The organism is Streptacidiphilus sp. ASG 303, assembly GCF_020991365.1.
In the GTDB taxonomy this organism is placed as follows: Bacteria; Actinomycetota; Actinomycetes; order Streptomycetales; family Streptomycetaceae; genus Peterkaempfera.
Genome location: NZ_JAJLRA010000031.1, coordinates 50,463 through 69,589 on the forward strand (window position 1 = coordinate 50,463; position 19,127 = coordinate 69,589).

Below are 19,127 nucleotides of genomic sequence, written 5' to 3' on the forward strand. Positions count from 1 at the left end.
TCCCCGGCCCCTCCCGCCCGGGCCGCCGTCCCCGGTGCCGGGGCGGTCCGCTAGAGTCGCGCGGCCGCCGACCGTCGGCGCGTGCACGAACGAGACCGGGGGCCGCGCCCATGTCCATACCGCCGACCGGCACCGAGCCGGACCCGGGCGATCCCGGCGCCCCCGGTGACCACGGCGGCCACGGCGGCCACGGCCCGGCGGACCCCGCCCCCGCCGCCTCCGCCCCGGCGGACGCCCCCGCCGCCTCCGCCTCCGCCCCGGCGGACGCCCCCGCCGCCTCCGCACCGGCGGCGGCCGCCGACCCGTGGGCGCCCCCGGGGCCGGGGAAGGAGCCCGTCCGCCCCCTCCCGCCCGTCCCCGGCCAGGCCGCCTCCGGCCTGCCCGCGCCGCCGCCCCCGCCGTGGCCGTACGGGCCGTTCCCCGGCGCCGCCCCCGCCGGACCGCCGGAGGGCACCAACGGCTTCGCCGTCGCCTCCCTGGTCCTCGGGCTCACCTGCCTGGTGCCGCTCTCGGCGGCCTTCGGCATCGCCGCCCTCATCCAGCTCCGCAGCCGCAACCAGAAGGGCCGCGGCCTGGCCATCGCCGGCCTGGCCCTCTCCGCGGTGTGGACCGTGCTCGCCCTGCTGGCCGTGTTCGTCGGCGGCGTGTACCTCATGTCGCACCCCGACCTCGCCGAGGTGCACCGCGACGCCCACGGCCGGGTCGCCGGGAGGACCGCCGCGGACTACTCCGACCTGCGGGCCGGCGACTGCTTCGACCACCGGGACCCCGACGGGGGGCTCCCGGTCGACCTGGTCCCCTGCGCCGTCCCCCACGAGGCCGAGGCGTACGGCAGGACCGGCCGCCTCGCCCCCGGCGCCTACCCCGGCGCGGCCGCCGTCCGGAGGGTCGCCGAACGGCGGTGCACCGTGCTGGCCGAGGCCTACAACCCCGACAGCTGGTCCTACCCGGACACCGTGGAGCTCCGCTACTACGCCCCCGACCGCGAGGACTGGGCGGACGGGGACGGCACCGCCCTCTGCATCCTCACCGACACGGCCGGCCCGCGGACCGGCACCCTGCACCGCCCCCGCTCGTCGTTCACCGCGCCGCAGCTGCGCTACCTCGACGCCGTACGGGGGCACAACGATGCCCTGGACGCCCAGCCGGACGGGGAGCCGGAGGACGACCCGGCGGCCTACCGCGCCTGGGCCGGGACCGTGGCCGCCGCGCTCTCCGGCGAGGCCGCCGACCTCGGCGCGGACGGCTGGCCGCCCGCGGCCCGAGGGCCGGTGACGGCGCTCGCCCGCGAGAGCCGGGCCGCGCTGCCGCACTGGCGCAGGGCGGCCGCCGCCCGCGACGCGGACACCCTCGAGGCCGAGCTGTCGCTCGCCTACGCCCGCAGCGGGCACGCCGAGGCGGTGCTCGCACGGGCCGCCCTGGGCCTCGCCACCGGCAGCGACACCGCGGACGCCGCGACCTGAGGCGCCGCGGGCGCCGTGAACCGGGCGCCGTGAACCGGGCGCCGTGAAACGGGGCGCCGCGACCTGAGACGCCCGCCCGGGGCGCCGGGTCCGCCGTACCGGTCCCGGCCGTCCCGCACCCGCCCCCCGGCGCCGTCCGGTCGCTACGCTCGGAGCATGCGGATCTCCGTCTCCTCCGACATGGACGAGGGCGTCGCCCGCGCGCTCGTCGACGAGCTCGGCCGCCGCGGGCACACGGTGGCCCTCCACGGTGCGCTGGCCCCCGAGGACAAGGCCGACTGGGCGTTCTGCTCCGAGGCCGCGGCGCGCGACGTCGCCGAGGGCCGCGCCGACCAGGCCGTGGTCTGCTGCTGGACGGGCACCGGGGCGTCCATCGCCGCCAACAAGGTCCCCGGCGTGCGCGCGGCCCTGTGCACCGACGCGTACACGGCGGCCGGCGCCCGCCGCTGGAACGACGCCAACGTGCTGGCGCTCGGCCTGCGCCTCACCTCGCGGGCGCTGCTGGGCGAGATCCTGGACGCCTGGTTCGACGGCGAGCCCAGCCCGGAGCCCGAGGACCGGGAGAACGTCCGCCACGTCGACCGCATCGGCCGCACGCCGGCCGCCGTCCCGGACCACCTGCTCGTGATGCGGCAGGAGGACGACGCCCCTTCCGCGTGACCCGCCGCGCCGGCCGGGCGGTTCGGGGCCCGGCCGTACCGGGACGGGGAGCACGGCTGCCCGGGGACGGGACCGCCGGACGGGACCGCTGGGCCGGGACGGGCGCACGGCGCGGGGAGGCGGACGGGGCCGTCCCCGGGCGCCCGTAGGCTCTTCCCCCATGGAGAACCGTGTCGTGGTCGGCGCCGCCCTGCTGCACCGGGGCCGGGTGCTCGCCGCCCGGCGCAGCGCCCCTGCGGAGGTGGCCGGCCGCTGGGAGTTCCCCGGCGGCAAGGTGGAGTCCGGGGAGACCGTCGAGCAGGCGCTCGCCCGCGAGCTGCGCGAGGAGCTGGGCGTGGAGGCCCGGGCGCTGGCGCCGCTGTCCGGGGAGTGGCCGGTCCGCCCGGGGCTGGTCCTGCGGATCTGGACCGCCGAGCTGCTCTCCGGCGATCCGAGCCCGCTCCAGGACCACTCCGAGGTGCGCTGGCTGGGCCCGGACGACCTGGACTCCGTCGACTGGCTGGAGCAGGACCGCGGCGTCCTGCCCGAGGTGGCCGGGCTGCTGCGCCGGCCCTGACCGGCCCCCGGGGCCGCCGCGCCCCGCGCTCCGCAGGACCCCGTACTCCCGCGCGCCCCGCGCCCCGCCGGACCCCGCGTCCCCGGCCGCCCCGTCGCACGTCCCCGCCGCTCGGCACCCACGCCGGACACCCCCTCCGGACCCCTCGGCCGGACACCCCGTCCGGCACCCCCGCCGGGCTGCAAAGATGACCCGTACGCCTGGATAGGCCCGCTTTCGTGCGGGTATGTGACTCTCGGGCCGCAGTGCTCAGGGCGCGCGGCCGCGGGAACCGAACCGCATGGCCACATCGGGGCGGTGCGTCACAGAGCCGGAGGACCCCTCGGTGCCGAGCGCGGACAGCGGCACGGGCGAGCGGTGGAGCGGCCGGCCGGGACGCCGGCCGCACCGGGCCGCCGCCCGGGCCCTGCTGCGCCGCGCCCGGGCCGGGACCGCCCCGGAGCCGGCCTCCGGCGGCCACGACGCCCCCGCCTCCGCCCCCGACCCCGCGTCGGTGGTCCGGCAGTCCCCGGTGCCGGGGGTCCGCAGCCGCACCCCCGCCCGGTTCCCCGTCCCGCCCCCCGCGGCCGGCCCCGGCACGCAGGCGGGCACCGCGGGGAGCCTCTTCGACGTGGTCCGGGTCGCCGTCGCCCTGCTCGACACCTCCGGCCGCGTGGTGCTGTGGAGCCCCGCCGCCGAGGAGCTCCTCGGCTGGCCCGGCCAGCACCTGGTGGGGCGCCGCCTGGAGGAGGTGATGGTCTCCCCCGACCGGGCCCACCGGCCCCGCCTGGCCTACGAGCACGCCATCCGCACCGGCAGCTGGCACGGCCGGATCCGGGTCCACGACCGCGAGGGCCGCTACGTCGCCCTGGACCTGCGGATCTCCCTGCTGGCGGACGGCGACGGGGTGCCCTTCCTGCAGCTCGCCTTCACCGACGCGGACGCCCTCCAGGCCGTGGAGCGCGACCTGGCGGTCCGCGACGCGCTCTTCGAGCAGGCGGCGCTCGGCATCGCCGTCCTCGACACCGACCTGCGGTACGTCGGCGTCAACTCCGAGCTGGCCCGGATGAACGGCCTGCCCGCCGCCGAGCACGTCGGCTGCGCCACCGGCGAGGTGCTGCCCGAGCGCACCGCCGACGAGGTCTCCGCGATCCAGCGCCAGGTCCTGGCCACCGGCGAGCCGATCGTGGACGTCACCGTCGCCTCCCCCAGCGCCCGCCGCCCCGGCTACCGCTCCCTGTCCTACAGCCGCCTGACGGACCGCTCGGGCCGGGTCCTCGGCGTCGCGGGCATGGTCATGGACGTCACCGACCGGTACCGGGCGGTGGCCAAGGTGGAGCACGCGCGGCGCCGCCTCTCCCTGCTCAACGAGTTCGGCTCCCGCGTCGGGGACCTGCTGGACGCGTCCCGGATCGCGCAGGAGCTGGCCGGCTCCGTGGTGCCCCGCCTCGCCGACTACTCGGGCGTCATCCTGCTGCAGGCGGTCGCCTCCGGCGACGACCTGCCCCGCCACCCGCACAGCAGCCGCACCGAGCTCGTCCAGCTCGGCGTCGGCTCGGTCGCGGAGGGCCCCCTGGTGCGGGCCATGCTGCGGCGCGGCTCGCGGATCGCCTTCACCGACGAGTCGGTCTTCGGCCGGGTGCTGCGCTCCGGGGAGCCCGGGATGCTCTCCACCCCGGCGCAGATCGAGAACGCCACCTTCCCCGGCGACCCCCGGGTCCATGCCGCCCTCGACCTGGGCGTCCACGCCATGCTGGTGGTCCCGCTGCGGGCCCGCGGCATCGTCATCGGCCTGCTGGCGGTCAGCCGCGCCGGGCGCCGGGAGGCCTTCGACCGCGACGACCTGGCCTTCGCCGTGGAGCTCGCCGACCGGGCCGGCAGCTCCCTGGACAACGCCCGCCTGTACGCCCGCGAGCGGGCCGCCGCCCTCACCCTCCAGCGCACCCTGCTGCCCCAGCAGGTCCCGCAGCCGCCCGGCGTCGAGGTCGCCTACCGCTACGTCCCCGGCAGCAGCGGCGCCGAGGTCGGCGGCGACTGGTTCGACGTGATCCCGCTGCCCGGCGACCGCACCGCGCTGGTGGTCGGCGACGTGATGGGGCACGGCCTGCGGGCCGCCGCCACCATGGGCCGGCTCCGCACCGCCGTGCGGACCCTCGCCGGCCTGGATCTTCCGCCCGCCGTGCTCCTGGAGCACGTCCACCAGCTCGCCGACGACCTGGTGCAGGGCCCCGACGACGCGCTCATCGCCACCTGCGTCTACGCCGTCTACGACCCGGCGACCCGGCGCTGCGTCCTCGCCAAGGCCGGGCATGTCCCGCCGCTGCTGGTCGTCCCCGCCGTCGGCACCCCCCTCGCCGTGCCCTCCTCCGGGCCGCTGCCGGGCGGCACCGCGCGGGTGCTGGACCTGCCCTCCGGCGCGCCGCTGGGGGTGGGCGGGGTGCCCTTCGAGTCCGTCGAGCTGGAGGTCCCGGAGGGCAGCCTGCTGGCCCTGTGCACCGACGGGCTGGTGGAGTCCCGCGACCGCGACCTCGACGTGGGCCTCGCCAGGCTGCAGGACGTGCTGGAGAAGCCGCACGCGTCCATCCAGGAGGCGTGCGAGGCCGTCCTCGGCATCGTGGAACGCGGCCGCGAGCCCGACGACGTGGCGCTGCTGCTGGCCCGGCTGGGGCGCACCCCCGCGCAGCGCACCGCCGGCTGGACGCTCCCCGCCGAGCCCAGCGCCGCCTCCCGTGCCCGCCGCCTCGCCCGCGCCACCCTGGTGGACTGGGGGCTCGAAGGGCTCGGCGACACCGCCGAGCTGCTGGCCAGCGAGCTGGTCACCAACGCCGTCCGGTACGCCAGCGCGCCGATCGGGCTGCGGCTGACGGTCGGTGAGGACGCCCTGCTGCTGGAGGTGTCCGACCCGGTGCCGGAGCCGCCGACCGAGCGGCGGGCGGAGGGGACCGACGAGGGCGGCCGCGGGCTGGAGCTCGTACGGCGGCTGGCGGCGCGCTGGGGCACCCGCACGGAGGGGCAGGGCAAGGTGGTCTGGCTGGAGCTGCCGCTGCCCGCCCCCGGCCGCGGGGCGTGACGGTCCGCGGGGGCCGTGGGGCGGGCGGCGCCGGCGTGCGGACCGGACCGGGGTGCGGCCGCCCGGCGGAGGGGCGGGAGGGGCGGGAGGACGGGTGAGCCGAACGGCACCGGAATGCGTAGTCCGGGCCGTGGACGCGTGCGGACGGAGGCGGCCGGGCAGGTGGCGGCGGCGGACGGCCCCCGGGGGCGGAAACCTTCCCTCGATTTGATGTTGTGACATCGAGGGCATGGGCGATGCCGCTGCGATGATGAATACTCGTGGTCTCGACACCCGGACGGCTCCGGCCGGACGGGAGGCGGCGGAGTCCGACCGGTGAAGGGAAGTCGTCCCGTGGAGCGACAGGCCGGCACGGAACGCGTTGACGGGCAGGAGGGCGAAGGTGCGCGGCGGTGAGCAGTCCCGGTCCGAGGTGCGCGTGCCCCGCCCGGGGCACGCGTCCGAACCGGCCGGGCAGGTCCGACGGCCCGACCGTGGCGGTCCGGCCGGACATGACGGGCCCTCCGGGAACGGCGGCCCGTCCGGGAACGGCGAGCCTTCCGGGCACCACGAAGGACCTTCCGGACATGAAGGGCCTTCCGGACATGCGGCACGTCCCGCGCCGGACGCCCTCCCCGGCCACCCGGCTCCTCCCGCGCACGCGGAGCGGTCCGGCGCCGGAGACGGTGCCGACCCGTCCGGGCGGCCGGTCCGGTCCGGCTGGAACCAGGGGGCGCCCGGCTCCATCTACGACTACGTCCGGGTGGCCGCCTTCGCGATAGGCGCCGACGGCCGCATCAGCCAGTGGAGCGACCGCGCCGCCGAGTTCTTCGGCGTCGGCGCCCCCGACGCGGTGGGCGCCGACCCGGTGACCGCCTTCATCCCCCGGGCCCTGTGGCGGGAGGGCCGCTCCCGCCTGGAGCGCATCCTCGGCGGCGAGGAGTGGGTCGGCACCGTCCCCTACCGCGACTCGGCCGGCAGCGAGGGCGTCGCCGAGGTCTACCTGATGCCCGGTCACTCCGAGGGCGACGCGGGCGGCGCGGTCTGCCTCGCGGTGGACCTGCGCAGGCTGCAGCGGATCGAGACCGACCTCGCCGCCTCCGAGGCCGTCTTCGGCCAGACGCCCACCGGGTTCTTCCTCTTCGACCGGCACCTGCGGCTGCAGCGCGTCAACGACGCCTTCGCCACCGGCATCGGCCTCTCCGCCGCCGACCTCGTCGGCCTGCACCCGCACGAGATCTTCCCGCGCGCCGAGGCCGAGCGGCTGCTCGGCGCCCTCCGGCAGGTGCTGGAGAGCGGCGACCCGGTCTTCGACATGCGCTTCACCGGCCCCGCGCCGATGCGCGACGGCGCCCGCAAGTGGTCGGTGTCGCTGTACCGGCTGGTCGGCGCGGGCGACCGCCCGATGGGCGTCGCGGGACAGATCTCCGACGTGACGCGGCGCCAGCGCGACGAGCGGGAGGCCGCCAGCGTCCGCCGCAACCTGGCCCTGCTCAACGAGGCCGGCGCCCACATCGGCTCCACCCTCGACCTGGAGACCACCGCCAAGGAACTGCTGGACGTCATCGTCCCCGGCTTCTGCGACACGGCCTCCGTCGACCTGTACTCGGCGCTGCTGGCCGGCGACGACACCCCCGCCGGGCCCGCCGACGGCGCCGGCGAGCTGCGCCGCGTCGCCGTCTCCAGCGTCGTCACCGGCGCCGCCGCGGTGACCGGCGCGCCCAGCAGCGCCGACGCCGCACGCGTCGGCGCGACGTTCTGCTACCCGCCGCGCTCCCCGCACGCCAAGGCGCTGCGCACCGGCCGCAGCGTCACCCCCGACAGCCACCCCGACCCGCTGGTCCGCTCCACCCTGGTCGTGCCGCTGGTCGCCCGCAACGTGGTGCTCGGCCTCGTCCAGCTCTCCCGGGCCAAGGGCAGCGAGCCCTTCGACCAGCGCGACGTCGCCATCGCCCAGGAGCTCGTCGGCCGGGCCGCCGTCTGCATCGACAACGCCCGCCTGTACCGGCGCGAGCACGAGCGCGCCCTGATCCTCCAGCGCAGCCTGCTGCCGCCCGGCAACCCGGCCGCCAGCGGCCTGGAGATCGCCTGCCGGTACCTGCCCGGCAGCAGCGGGACCGAGGTCGGCGGCGACTGGTTCGACGTCATCCCGCTGCCCGGCAACCGCACCGCCCTGGTCGTCGGCGACGTCATGGGCCGCGGCCTGCGGGCCGCCGTCGCCATGGGGCAGCTGCGGACCGCCGTGCGCACCCTGGCCATGCTCGACCTCGACCCCGCCGAGGTGCTCACCGCCCTCGACGAGATCGCCCGCGGCCTCGGCGACGGCGCCGCCCGGCCCGCGCTCGGCAGCGGCCCCTCGCCGTTCGCCCAGCACCAGCCGCTGCTCGCCCAGTCCCGGGGCGCGGCCCCGCCCCCCGGCGGCCCCGAGCCCGCCGACGCCTCCGAGGTCTACCTGGCGACCTGCGTCTACGCCGTGTACGACGCCGTCAAGCGCCGCTGCACCATCGCCAACGCCGGCCACCTGCCGCCGGTCCTCCTGACCCCCGGCGACGACGCCCTCATGCTCGACGTCCCGCCCGGCCTGCCCCTGGGCGTCGGCGGCGAGATCTTCGAGGAGGTCGAGGTGGAGCTGCCGGACGGCGCCCTGCTCGGCCTGTACACCGACGGCCTGGTCGAGTCCCGCAAGCACCAGCTGGAGGAGGGCCTGGAGGCCTTCCGCCGGGCGCTGTCCGGGCCCCGGCGCGGTCTGGAGGACGTCTGCGACCACGTCCTCAGCGAGCTCGACCCGCACCACGGCGAGGACGACATCGCCCTGGTCATGGCCCGCGTCCACGCCCTGCCCGAGGACGCGGTGGGCGACTGGCGGCTCCCCCCGGAGCCCACCTCGGTCGCCCGCGCCCGCGAACTGGCCATCGGCTGGCTCCTGGCCCGCGGCCTCGACGACCTCGTCGACACCACCGAACTGCTCGTCAGCGAGCTGGCCACCAACGCCCTGCGCCACGGCCGGGGCGACATCCGGCTGCGGCTGCTGCGCGACACCACCGTGGTCTGCGAGGTCTGGGACAACGGCTACGCCCAGCCCCGGCAGCGGCGCGCCCACGTCACCGACGAGGGCGGCCGCGGCCTGCAGCTGGTCAGCCTCCTCGCCGAGCGGTGGGGGAGCCGGCGCACGCCCAAGGGCAAGATCGTCTGGTTCGAGCTGGGGCTCCCCGCCCCCGCCCCGGCCCGGGTCTGAGCCGCGCCGGACCCGGGCCCGCCCGGCCCGGTCCGGCGCCCCGCTCCGCCCCGCCCGGCGCCGTCCCGCCCGCCCGCCCTCAGCGCCCGCCCCGCCCTCAGCGCCCTCCGCGCGCTCCCGCGCCCTGCCGCGCGCCGTCCGCCATCCGGGTGGCGCGCGGGGGCGGTCGGCCGTGTCCTGCGGCCCCCGCGCCCCCGATGCCCTTCAGTGGACGGGCGGCGTGCGCCCGGATCCGGGCGGTCCGCCATCCGTACGGGGCGGCCGGTGCGCCGGCGCGGGCCGCGGCGGCAGCCGCGGCCCGAGGAGGAGAGCGTGCCCATCATCCAGGACGTCCAGGACCCCGGGGACGGACCGAACCGCCCCGCAGGGACCGCCCCCCGCCGCCCCCGCCGGTCGGCGGGCACCGCGGCGCTCCTCCTCTCCGTCGCCCTGGGTGTGGGCCTCGCCGCCTGCTCGGACTCCGCCCCGTCCCCCGTCGCCTCCGACGTGCCCGCGGCCGACCGGTCCGACCTGCGCGAGGGCGGCACCCTGCGGTGGGCGGTGGACGCCGTCCCCGCCACGTTCAACGTCTTCCAGTCCGGTTCCGGCCCCGCCGCCGGACTCGTCGCCCAGGCCGCGCTGCCCACCCTCTTCCGCCTCGACGACCACGCCCGCGCCACCCCGGACCCCGACTACCTGGCCTCCGCCGACTCCGCCGCGCCCGGCGACGGCCACCCCCGGCAGACCGTCGTCTACCGCCTCAACCCCCGCGCGGTCTGGAGCGACGGCAAGCCCCTGTCCGCGGCCGACTTCGCCGCCCAGTGGAAGGCGCTCCGCGGCGCCGACGCCGCCTACTGGGGCAGCGGCGCGGCGGGGTACGCCGCCATCGAGTCCGTGACGCAGGGCGACGACCCGCACCAGGTCAGGGTCGTCTTCCGGCAGCCGTGCGCGCACTGGCAGGGCCTGTTCACCCCCCTGTACCCGGCCGCCGCCACGCGGACCGCCGAGGCCTTCAACGGCGGCTCCCGCAACGGCCTCGCCGTCTCCGCCGGACCGTTCCGGGTGGGCGCGGTGGACCGGAAGGCGGGCCGGGTCACCCTGCTGCGCAACCCGTCCTGGTGGGGCGACCGGGCCCGGCTGGAGCGGATCGACCTGCTCGCCGTCCCGGCCGCCCGACGCCTGGACGACCTGGACCGCGACCGCCTGGACGTCGCCCCCCTGGACCGGGCCCTGGACGCCGCGGGGGCCCCCGGCGCCCCCGCGTCCTCCGGCACGGCCGCCCCCGCCGCCGCCGCGGACTCCGCCGACGCGGCCGGGGCCGCCTGGAAGCGGGCCCAGGCCCTTCCCGGCTTCCACCTGCGCCGGGCCGCGGGCGCCGCCTGGACCCAGCTCACCCTCAACGGCGGCCGCGGCCCCCTCGCCGACCCCCGGGTGCGGCAGGCCGTGGCCCGCGCCGTGGACCGGCAGGGCATCGCCGACGCGGTGCTCAAGCCGTTCGGGCTGCCCGCCGTGACCCTAGGGAACCACCTGGTCATGTCCGACCAGGCCGGCTACCGGGACAACACCGCGGCCCTCGGCGGCACCGACCGTGCGGCGGCCGCCGCGCTGCTGGAGGCGGCCGGCTGGCGGAGGGGCGCGCCCGTCGCGAGCGCCGTCCCCGCCGTCCCCGCCTCCCCGACGGCCACCGGCAGCGGGGGCGCCGCCCCCTCGACGGCCCCGGCCGCCTCCGCCGCCCCGGTCGCCTCGACCTCCCCGGCGGCCTCCGCCTCCGCGCGGGCCTCCGCCTCGCGGCCCGCGTCGCCGTCCGCCGCCGCCTCCTCCGGCTCCTCCTCGGCGTCCCCGGCGGTCGCGCGCGCGGCCCTCGCCTCCGGCCGGGCCTCCACCCCCGCCTCCGGTCCGGCCGCCACCCCCGCCTCCGGTCCGGCCGCGACCCCCGCCCCCGCCCTGCCCGCCGCGGTCCGCGCCCGGGACGGCAGGCCGCTCACCCTCGACCTGATGATCCCCGCCGGCTCGGCCACCGCCCGCCGCATCGCCGCCGCCGTCGCCGCGGACCTGGCGAGGGTGGGCATCGCCGCGGTCCCGCGCGCCGTGGACGGGGAGGGCTTCTTCACCGACCACCTCGCGGCGGGCGACTTCGACCTGGCGCTCTTCTCCTGGCCGGCGAGCCCCGGGACGGCCGCCGACGAGCGCGCCCTGTTCGCCAAGCCGCAGCCCGGGCCCGACGGGCTGCCCGCCGTGGGCCTCAACTACGCCCGCACCGGCACCGACGAGATCGACGGCCTGCTCGACCGTGCGGCGTCCGCCCTCGACCCCGCGGAGGCGGACCGGGCGCTCCAGCAGGCCGACGCGCGGATCTGGGAGCTCGCCCCCTCCCTGCCGCTCTTCCAGCGCCCCGAGGTCGTCGCGGTCCGCGACACGGTCGCCGGGGTCGGGGCCTTCGGCTTCGCCACCCCGCGCTTCCAGGACATGGGCTTCCGCCTGAGCTCGTAGCCGGCCCCGGCGCGGCCGCACCCCCCGCCCCGCCCGCCCCGTCCGCCCGCCCGGGAACCGCCGGGCGGGCGGACGCGTGTCACGGACGGTGCGGGCACGGGCGCGGCCCGGGGCCCTGTCCGGAGGGCGGCCGTTTCGGCCGGGTTCACCCTGTCCCCGTACCATGGGAGGAAGCCGTGGCGTGTTCGGGCCCGGCAGGTGGACCGGTAGCAGGCCGGGGCGCCACGATCCACGATCCGGGAGAGACCGCTCCGCATGCCCACGCGCAATGACATCCGCAACGTCGCCATCGTCGCCCACGTCGACCACGGCAAGACGACCCTGGTCGACGCCATGCTGAAGCAGGCGGGCGCCTTCGCCGCCCACCAGCACGTGGACGACCGGGTGATGGACTCCAACGACCTGGAGCGTGAGAAGGGCATCACCATTCTCGCGAAGAACACCGCCGTCCGGTACCACCCCAAGGACGGCGGCGAGCCGATCGTCATCAACATCATCGACACCCCCGGCCACGCCGACTTCGGCGGCGAGGTCGAGCGCGGCCTGTCGATGGTGGACGCGGTGGTGCTGCTGGTGGACGCCTCCGAGGGCCCGCTCCCGCAGACCCGCTTCGTGCTGCGCAAGGCGCTCCAGGCCAAGCTGCCGGTCATCCTCTGCATCAACAAGACCGACCGTCCGGACGCCCGGATCGACGAGGTCGTCAACGAGACCTACGACCTCTTCCTCGACCTGGACGCCACCGAGGACCAGATCGAGTTCCCGATCGTCTACGCGTGCGCCCGCGACGGCGTCGCCTCGCTGACCAAGCCCGAGGACGGCACCGTCCCGGCCGACAGCGACAGCCTGGAGCCGTTCTTCTCCACCATCCTGGAGCACGTGCCGGCCCCCGAGTACGACGCGGAGGCGCCGCTCCAGGCCCACGTCACCAACCTGGACGCCGACAACTTCCTCGGCCGCATCGCGCTGTGCCGCGTGGAGCAGGGCGAGCTCAAGAAGGGCCAGACCGTCGCCTGGATCCGGCGCGACGGCTCGATCCAGAACGTCCGCATCACCGAGCTCCTCATGACGGAGGCGCTCACCCGCAAGCCGGCCGAGAAGGCGGGCCCGGGCGACATCTGCGCGGTGGCGGGCATCCCGGAGATCATGATCGGCGAGACCCTGGCCGACCCGGAGAACCCGGTCGCGCTGCCGCTGATCACGGTCGACGAGCCCGCGATCTCGATGACCATCGGCACCAACACCTCCCCGCTGGTCGGCAAGGGCGGCAAGGGCCACAAGGTCACCGCCCGCCTGGTCAAGGACCGCCTGGACCGCGAGCTCGTCGGCAACGTCTCGCTCCGCGTGCTGCCCACCGAGCGCCCCGACGCCTGGGAGGTGCAGGGCCGCGGCGAGCTGGCGCTGGCGATCCTGGTGGAGACCATGCGCCGGGAGGGCTTCGAGCTGACCGTCGGCAAGCCGCAGGTGGTCACCAAGCTGGTCGACGGCAAGGTGCACGAGCCGGTCGAGCGGATGACCATCGACTGCCCGGAGGAGTACCTGGGCGCGATCACCCAGCTCATGGCGACCCGCAAGGGCCGCATGGAGACCATGACCAACCACGGGTCCGGCTGGGTCCGCATGGAGTTCGTGGTGCCCGCCCGCGGCCTGATCGGCTTCCGGACCGAGTTCCTCACCGACACCCGCGGCACCGGCATCGCGCACTCGATCTTCGAGGGCCACGAGCCGTGGTTCGGCGAGCTGCGCACCCGCAGCAGCGGCTCGCTGGTGGCCGACCGCTCCGGCCCGGTCACCGCCTTCGCGATGACCAACCTCCAGGAGCGCGGCACCCTCTTCGTGGAGCCGGGCACCGAGGTCTACGAGGGCATGATCGTCGGTGAGAACTCCCGCGCCGACGACATGGACGTCAACATCACCAAGGAGAAGAAGCTCACCAACATGCGCTCCTCCAACGCGGACGTGGCCGAGTCGCTGGTGCCGCCGCGCAAGCTCTCCCTGGAGCAGTCCCTGGAGTTCTGCCGCGAGGACGAGTGCATCGAGGTGACCCCGGAGACCGTGCGGATCCGCAAGGTCGTCCTGGACCAGAAGGAGCGCGGCCGCGCGACCTCGCGCGCCAAGAAGGGCTGACCTCCGCTCCGACCCCGCCGCCGTGCCGCCGGCCGCCGCCCCCTCGGGCGGCCGGCGGCGCGGCGTGCCCCGAAGCCCCCGGTGCGGTCCTGCACCCGGGGGCTTCCTCACGCTCCGCTGTCGACGCGCGTAGCGAATCCCGTGCCCGGATGCACGGATATCGGCGTTCACCGTCCGTCATGGATGACAACTGTCCGTTTCATGACTGTCTGTCTATGTCTGTAATGTCCGAAATAAGAAACCTTTACATGCCTCACGTGACCAAATTGAAATCCGGAATCGGCATTTCCGTGTCCCACGGTGACGGATAGTGGGTGACGTTGTGCTCGGGTCAAGGGTCACGCGCAGGGGTGCGCGCCGAACCTCGAGCGAGGAGAGCGACGGTCATCCGCGACACAGTGGTCGCAGGCCGCCGGCGCCCTCCACGTGACGAACCTTTCTCTCAGGAGGCATCCCCATGCGCGGTGCTACCCAGGCCAAGTGGGCCATGGCGGCTGCTGCCGTCGCCCTCGCGGCGACCGCTTGCGGCGGCAACGCCGGCAGTGGCAGCGGCAGCGGTTCCAATGCGGCGGTCGACCCCAAGGGCACCTTCAGCTACCAGAGCAGCGAGCCGCAGAACCCGCTCCAGCCGGCGAACGCCATGGAGGTCGGTGGCGGCCGCATCATCCAGAGCATCTTCAAGGGCCTGGTGGACTACGACCCGGCGACGGGCAAGATCCGCAACCAGGTTGCGGACTCCATCACCACCAAGGACTCCAAGACCTGGACCGTCAAGCTGAAGTCCGGCTGGACCTTCCACAACGGCGAGCCGGTCACCGCCCACTCCTTCGTGGACTCCTGGAACTGGTCGGCCAACGTCAAGAACAACCAGATCAACAGCTTCTGGTTCTCCGACATCAAGGGCTACTCCGACGTCCACCCGGACAAGGGCGACCCGAAGAGCGACACCATGTCGGGCCTGAAGGTGCTGGACGACCACACCTTCACCATCGAGCTCTCCGCCCCGGTCTCGTACTACGAGTACAAGCTCGGCTACTCCGCCTTCTCCCCGCTGCCCAAGGCCTTCTTCACCGACCCGAAGAAGTACGGCCAGCAGCCGATCGGCGACGGCCCCTACAAGTTCGTCAAGTGGGAGCACAACAAGGGCGTCACCGTCGCCGCGTACGACAAGTACGCCGGCGTGGACAAGCCGAAGAACGGCGGCGTCTTCTTCAAGGTCGAGGCCACCGGCGAGGCCGCGTACCAGGAGCTGCTGTCCAACACCCTCGACGTGATGGACCTGGTGCCCGCCAGCGCGCTGGCCACCTACAAGACGGACCTCGGCAGCCGCGCCGTGGACCAGCCGCAGGGTGCCATCCAGGCCATCTCCTTCGCCATGTACAACAAGGACTGGCAGGGCAAGGACAAGAACCTCGTCCGCCAGGGCCTCTCCATGGCGATCGACCGCGACACCATCACCAAGACGGTGCTCCAGGGCTCCCGCCAGCCCGCCGACAGCTGGGTGCCGCCGGGCGTCGCCGGCTACAAGGCCGGCAGCTGCGGCGACGCGTGCAAGTACGACCCGGCCAAGGCCAAGGAGCTGATCAAGCAGGGCGGCGGCGTCCCCGGCAACAAGATCACCATCCTGTACAACGCCGACGGCTCCCACAAGGAGTGGGTGGACGCGGTCTGCAACAGCATCCGCCAGGCCACCGGTGTCGACTGCACCGGCGACCCGAAGCCGGACTTCAAGACCGCGCGCGACATCATCACGCAGAAGAAGGCCACCAGCCTCATGCGGTCCGGCTGGGTGCAGGACTACCCGCTGAACGCCAACTTCCTCAAGGACATCTACGTCAGCGGCGCGGACGCGAACGACGGCGGCTACTCCAGCCCCGAGTTCGACAAGCTGGCCCACGCCGCCGACAAGGCGACCAGCATCGACGAGACCGTGGCGCTCTACCAGCAGGCCGAGGCCCAGCTGGCCAAGGACATGCCGTCCATCCCGCTCTGGTACTACAAGTCGACCACCGGCTACTCCACCAGCGTGCAGAACGTGAAGTACGACTCCTTCGGCAACCCGGTCTTCACCCAGGTCGAGGTCAAGAAGAAGTAATCGGCCCGGCTCCGCGCCGACCGGAACGACCAGCGGGACGGCCGCCCCGCCCCGACCCCCGACGGGGGCCCGGGGCCGGGCGGCCGACCCCGACTGACTTGGAGGCACGATGGGGCGCTACGTCGCGCGGCGACTGCTCCAGATGATCCCGGTGTTCCTCGGGACCACCTTTCTCGTCTTCATGATGGTGTACTCGCTCCCGGGCGACCCCATCAAGGCGATGTTCGGCGACCACGCGGCCGACCCGGCCACCGTGGCCCACCTGAAGCACCAGTACCACCTCGACATGCCCTGGTGGCAGCACTACCCCCTCTACGTGTGGCAGCTCCTGCACGGCGACCTCGGCCAGACCTTCGGCGGCGTCGACGTCTCCCAGGTGCTCTCGCAGGCGTTCCCGGTGACGATCCGCCTGGCGCTGCTGGCCTTCGTCATCGAGATCGTGGTCGGCCTCGGCCTCGGCCTGCTGGCCGGCCTGCGGCGCGGCAAGGTGGCGGACAAGCTGGTCCTGGTGTTCACGCTCCTCGTGATCTCCGTCCCGGTCTTCGTGATCGGCTACATCTGCAGCACCGTCTTCGGCATCACCCTGGCCTGGACCACCCCCACCGTCCAGGACTCCAACAACCTCGGCCAGCTCCTCCTCCCGGCGTTCGTGCTGGCCTCGCTCTCCCTCGCGTACGTCGCCCGGCTGACCCGCACCTCGCTGGTCGAGAACGTCCGCGCCGACTACATGCGCACCGCGATGGCCAAGGGCCTGCCCCGGCGCCGCATCATCGTCAACCACCTGCTGCGCAACTCGCTGATCCCCGTCGTCACCTTCCTGGGCACCGACCTCGGCGCCCTGATGGGCGGCGCGATCGTGACCGAGGGCATCTTCAACGTGCAGGGCGTCGGCAACGCGCTCTACCGCGCGATCCGGGCGTCCGAGGGGCCGACCGTGGTCGGCATCGTCTCCGTGCTGGTGATCGTGTACCTGATCTCCAGCCTGCTCGTCGACCTGCTCTACGCGGTCCTGGACCCGAGGATCCGGTATGCCTGACGTGATCGAGAAGGAGGCGGCGGTCCCCGGCTCCGCCTCCGCCCCCGCGACCGCCCCGGCCAAGGCCGGGAAGCCGCGCAGCCTCTGGTCCGACGCCTGGCGGGACCTGCGGCGCAACCCGTTCTTCGTGGTCTCCGCCGCGCTGATCCTGCTGCTCGTCGTCATCACGCTCTGGCCGAGCCTGTTCACCTCGGTCGGTCCGCGCGACGCCGACCTGCAGCACCACTACCTCGGCGCGGCCGACTACGGCCACGTCTTCGGCGCCGACTGGTTCGGCTACGACGGCCAGGGCCGCAGCATCTACGCCCGCGTCCTCTACGGCGCCCGCGCCTCGGTGATCGTCGGCCTCTGCGTCACCGCCTTCGTCACCGTGCTGGGCGGCCTGCTCGGCATGCTGGCCGGCTACTTCGGCGGCTGGCTCGACACCCTGGTCTCCCGGCTCACCGACATCTTCTTCGGCATCCCGCTGCTCCTCGGCTGCCTGGTGGTCCTCAACGCCTTCACCCACCGCACGGTGTGGACCGTCGTGCTCGCCCTCGGCGCGCTGGGCTGGACCCAGATGGCCCGCGTCATGCGCGGCTCCGTGGTCACCGTCAAGGAGGCGGACTACGTGACCGCCGCCAAGGCCCTGGGCGCCGGCACCACCCGCATCCTGCTGCGGCACATCCTGCCGAACGCGATCGCCCCGGTGATCGTCGTCGCGACCATCGCCCTCGGCGGCTACATCTCCACCGAGGCGACCCTGTCCTACCTGGGCATCGGACTGCAGGACCCGACCGTCTCCTGGGGCATCGACATCTCCTCGGCCCAGAACGTCATCCGGACCGCTCCGCACGTGCTCTTCTTCCCCGCAGGCATGCTGAGCATCACGGTGCTGGCGTTCATCATGCTCGGCGACGCGGTCCGCGACGCCCTCGACCCCAAGCTCCGCTGAGAGGGGGCATCTCATGACCACCATCGAGAAGACGAACCCGGCCGGGAACCCGGCGGCCGCGGACACCGCTCCGCTGCTCGAGGTGCGCGACCTGCACGTCGAGTTCGTGACCCGTGAGGGGGTCGCCCAGGCGGTCAACGGCGTCAACTACAGCGTCAGCGCGGGCGAGACGCTGGCGGTGCTGGGCGAGTCCGGCTCGGGCAAGTCCGTGACCGCCCAGACCATCATGGGCATCCTCGACATGCCCCCGGGGCGGATCGCCAAGGGCGAGATCCTCTACCGCGGCGAGGACATGCTCAAGATGAGCACCGAGCAGCGGCGGAGGATCCGCGGGCAGAAGATCGCCATGATCTTCCAGGACGCGCTGTCGTCGCTGAACCCGGTGCTGACGGTCGGCTACCAGCTGGGCGAGATGTTCCGCGTCCACCAGGGCATGTCCAAGAAGGACGCCAGGGCGAAGGCCGTCGAGCTGATGGACCGGGTCCGCATCCCGGCCGCCAAGGAGCGGGTGGACCAGTACCCGCACCAGTTCTCGGGCGGCATGCGGCAGCGGATCATGATCGCGATGGCGCTGGCGCTGGAGCCGGACCTGATCATCGCGGACGAGCCGACCACCGCCCTGGACGTCACCGTCCAGGCCCAGGTCATGGACCTCCTCGCGGAGCTGCAGCGCGAGTACCACATGGGCCTGATCCTGATCACGCACGACCTGGGCGTGGTGGCGGACGTGGCGGACAAGATCGCGGTGATGTACGCGGGGCGGATCGTGGAGACCGCGCCGGTGCACCAGCTGTACAAGAACCCCGCCCACCCGTACACCAAGGGGCTGCTGCAGTCGATCCCGCGCCTGGACCAGAAGGGCCAGGAGCTCTACGCGATCAAGGGCCTCCCGCCGAACCTGCTGCGCATCCCCTCGGGCTGCGCCTTCAACCCGCGCTGCGAGATGGCGCAGGACGTGTGCCGTACCGACGTCCCGGCCCTGCACCGGGTCACCGACGCGGACGGCGCCGAGCTGGTGGGCCGCGGAAGCGCCTGCCACTTCTGGAAGGAGACCCTCCGTGGCTGAGCCGATCCTCGAAGTCCGGGACCTGGTCAAGCACTTCCCGCTCACCCAGGGCATCCTCCTCAAGAAGCAGGTCGGCGCCGTCAAGGCCGTCGACGGGGTGTCGTTCACCCTCCACCAGGGCGAGACGCTGGGCATCGTGGGTGAGTCGGGCTGTGGGAAGTCGACGCTCGCGAAGGTGCTGATGAACCTGGAGCGGGCGACGTCCGGTCAGGTGCTGTACAAGGGTGAGGACATCGCGCGGCTGTCGGGGCGGGCGCTGAAGGCGGTCCGCCGCAACATCCAGATGGTGTTCCAGGATCCGTACACCTCGCTGAACCCGCGGATGACGGTGGGCGACATCATCGGGGAGCCGTTCGAGATCCATCCGGAGGTGGCGCCGAGGGGGGACCGGCGGCGGGCGGTGCAGGACCTGCTGGACGTGGTGGGTCTGAACCCGGAGTACATCAACCGGTATCCGCACC

At 74.7% G+C, this 19,127-nt stretch carries 12 protein-coding genes; all 12 read left to right on the plus strand.

Annotation, left to right across the window (positions count from 1 at the left end):
* Positions 1 to 110: 110 nt before the first annotated feature.
* The gene (locus LO771_RS26275; RefSeq protein WP_230747115.1) at positions 111 to 1,463 is read left to right on the plus strand and encodes a DUF4190 domain-containing protein; all 1,353 of its coding nucleotides are present in this window, start codon (positions 111 to 113) and stop codon (positions 1,461 to 1,463) included.
* Between the two features lie 156 nt (positions 1,464 to 1,619).
* Entirely contained in the window at positions 1,620 to 2,123 is a 504-nt protein-coding gene (locus LO771_RS26280) for an RpiB/LacA/LacB family sugar-phosphate isomerase (protein WP_230747117.1), read from the plus strand.
* Positions 2,124 to 2,283: 160 nt separating this feature from the next.
* Complete coding sequence (locus tag LO771_RS26285) at positions 2,284 to 2,679, plus strand: (deoxy)nucleoside triphosphate pyrophosphohydrolase (RefSeq protein WP_230747118.1); 396 nt, start codon at positions 2,284 to 2,286, stop codon at positions 2,677 to 2,679.
* Between the two features lie 325 nt (positions 2,680 to 3,004).
* Entirely contained in the window at positions 3,005 to 5,728 is a 2,724-nt protein-coding gene (locus LO771_RS26290) for a SpoIIE family protein phosphatase (protein WP_308189008.1), read from the plus strand.
* A 742-nt stretch (positions 5,729 to 6,470) separates the two neighbouring features.
* Positions 6,471 to 8,942: a SpoIIE family protein phosphatase gene (locus tag LO771_RS26295; protein WP_374228252.1), complete on the plus strand. Its 2,472-nt coding sequence runs from the start codon at positions 6,471 to 6,473 to the stop codon at positions 8,940 to 8,942.
* 312 nt (positions 8,943 to 9,254) lie between these two features.
* A complete protein-coding gene (locus tag LO771_RS26305) occupies positions 9,255 to 11,411 on the plus strand; it encodes an ABC transporter family substrate-binding protein (RefSeq protein ID WP_230747119.1) in 2,157 nt (718 codons plus the stop codon).
* A gap of 255 nt (positions 11,412 to 11,666) precedes the next feature.
* On the plus strand, positions 11,667 to 13,535 hold the full coding sequence (typA, locus tag LO771_RS26310) for a translational GTPase TypA (protein WP_230747120.1): 1,869 nt from the start codon (positions 11,667 to 11,669) through the stop codon (positions 13,533 to 13,535).
* A 457-nt stretch (positions 13,536 to 13,992) separates the two neighbouring features.
* Complete coding sequence (locus LO771_RS26315; RefSeq protein WP_230747121.1) at positions 13,993 to 15,630, plus strand: ABC transporter substrate-binding protein; 1,638 nt, start codon at positions 13,993 to 13,995, stop codon at positions 15,628 to 15,630.
* A 109-nt stretch (positions 15,631 to 15,739) separates the two neighbouring features.
* On the plus strand, positions 15,740 to 16,666 hold the full coding sequence (locus LO771_RS26320) for an ABC transporter permease (protein WP_230747125.1): 927 nt from the start codon (positions 15,740 to 15,742) through the stop codon (positions 16,664 to 16,666).
* A complete protein-coding gene (locus LO771_RS26325; protein ID WP_230747126.1) occupies positions 16,659 to 17,600 on the plus strand; it encodes an ABC transporter permease in 942 nt (313 codons plus the stop codon). Before LO771_RS26320 ends, LO771_RS26325 begins: the two co-directional genes overlap by 8 nt.
* Before the next feature lie 13 nt (positions 17,601 to 17,613).
* Positions 17,614 to 18,666, plus strand: a complete 1,053-nt coding sequence (locus LO771_RS26330) for an ABC transporter ATP-binding protein (RefSeq protein ID WP_230747127.1) — start codon at positions 17,614 to 17,616, stop codon at positions 18,664 to 18,666.
* Positions 18,659 to 19,127: ATP-binding cassette domain-containing protein (locus LO771_RS26335; RefSeq protein WP_230747128.1), on the plus strand; the 469-nt coding region annotated here is incomplete at its 3' end. The genes LO771_RS26330 and LO771_RS26335, both read left to right, overlap by 8 nt.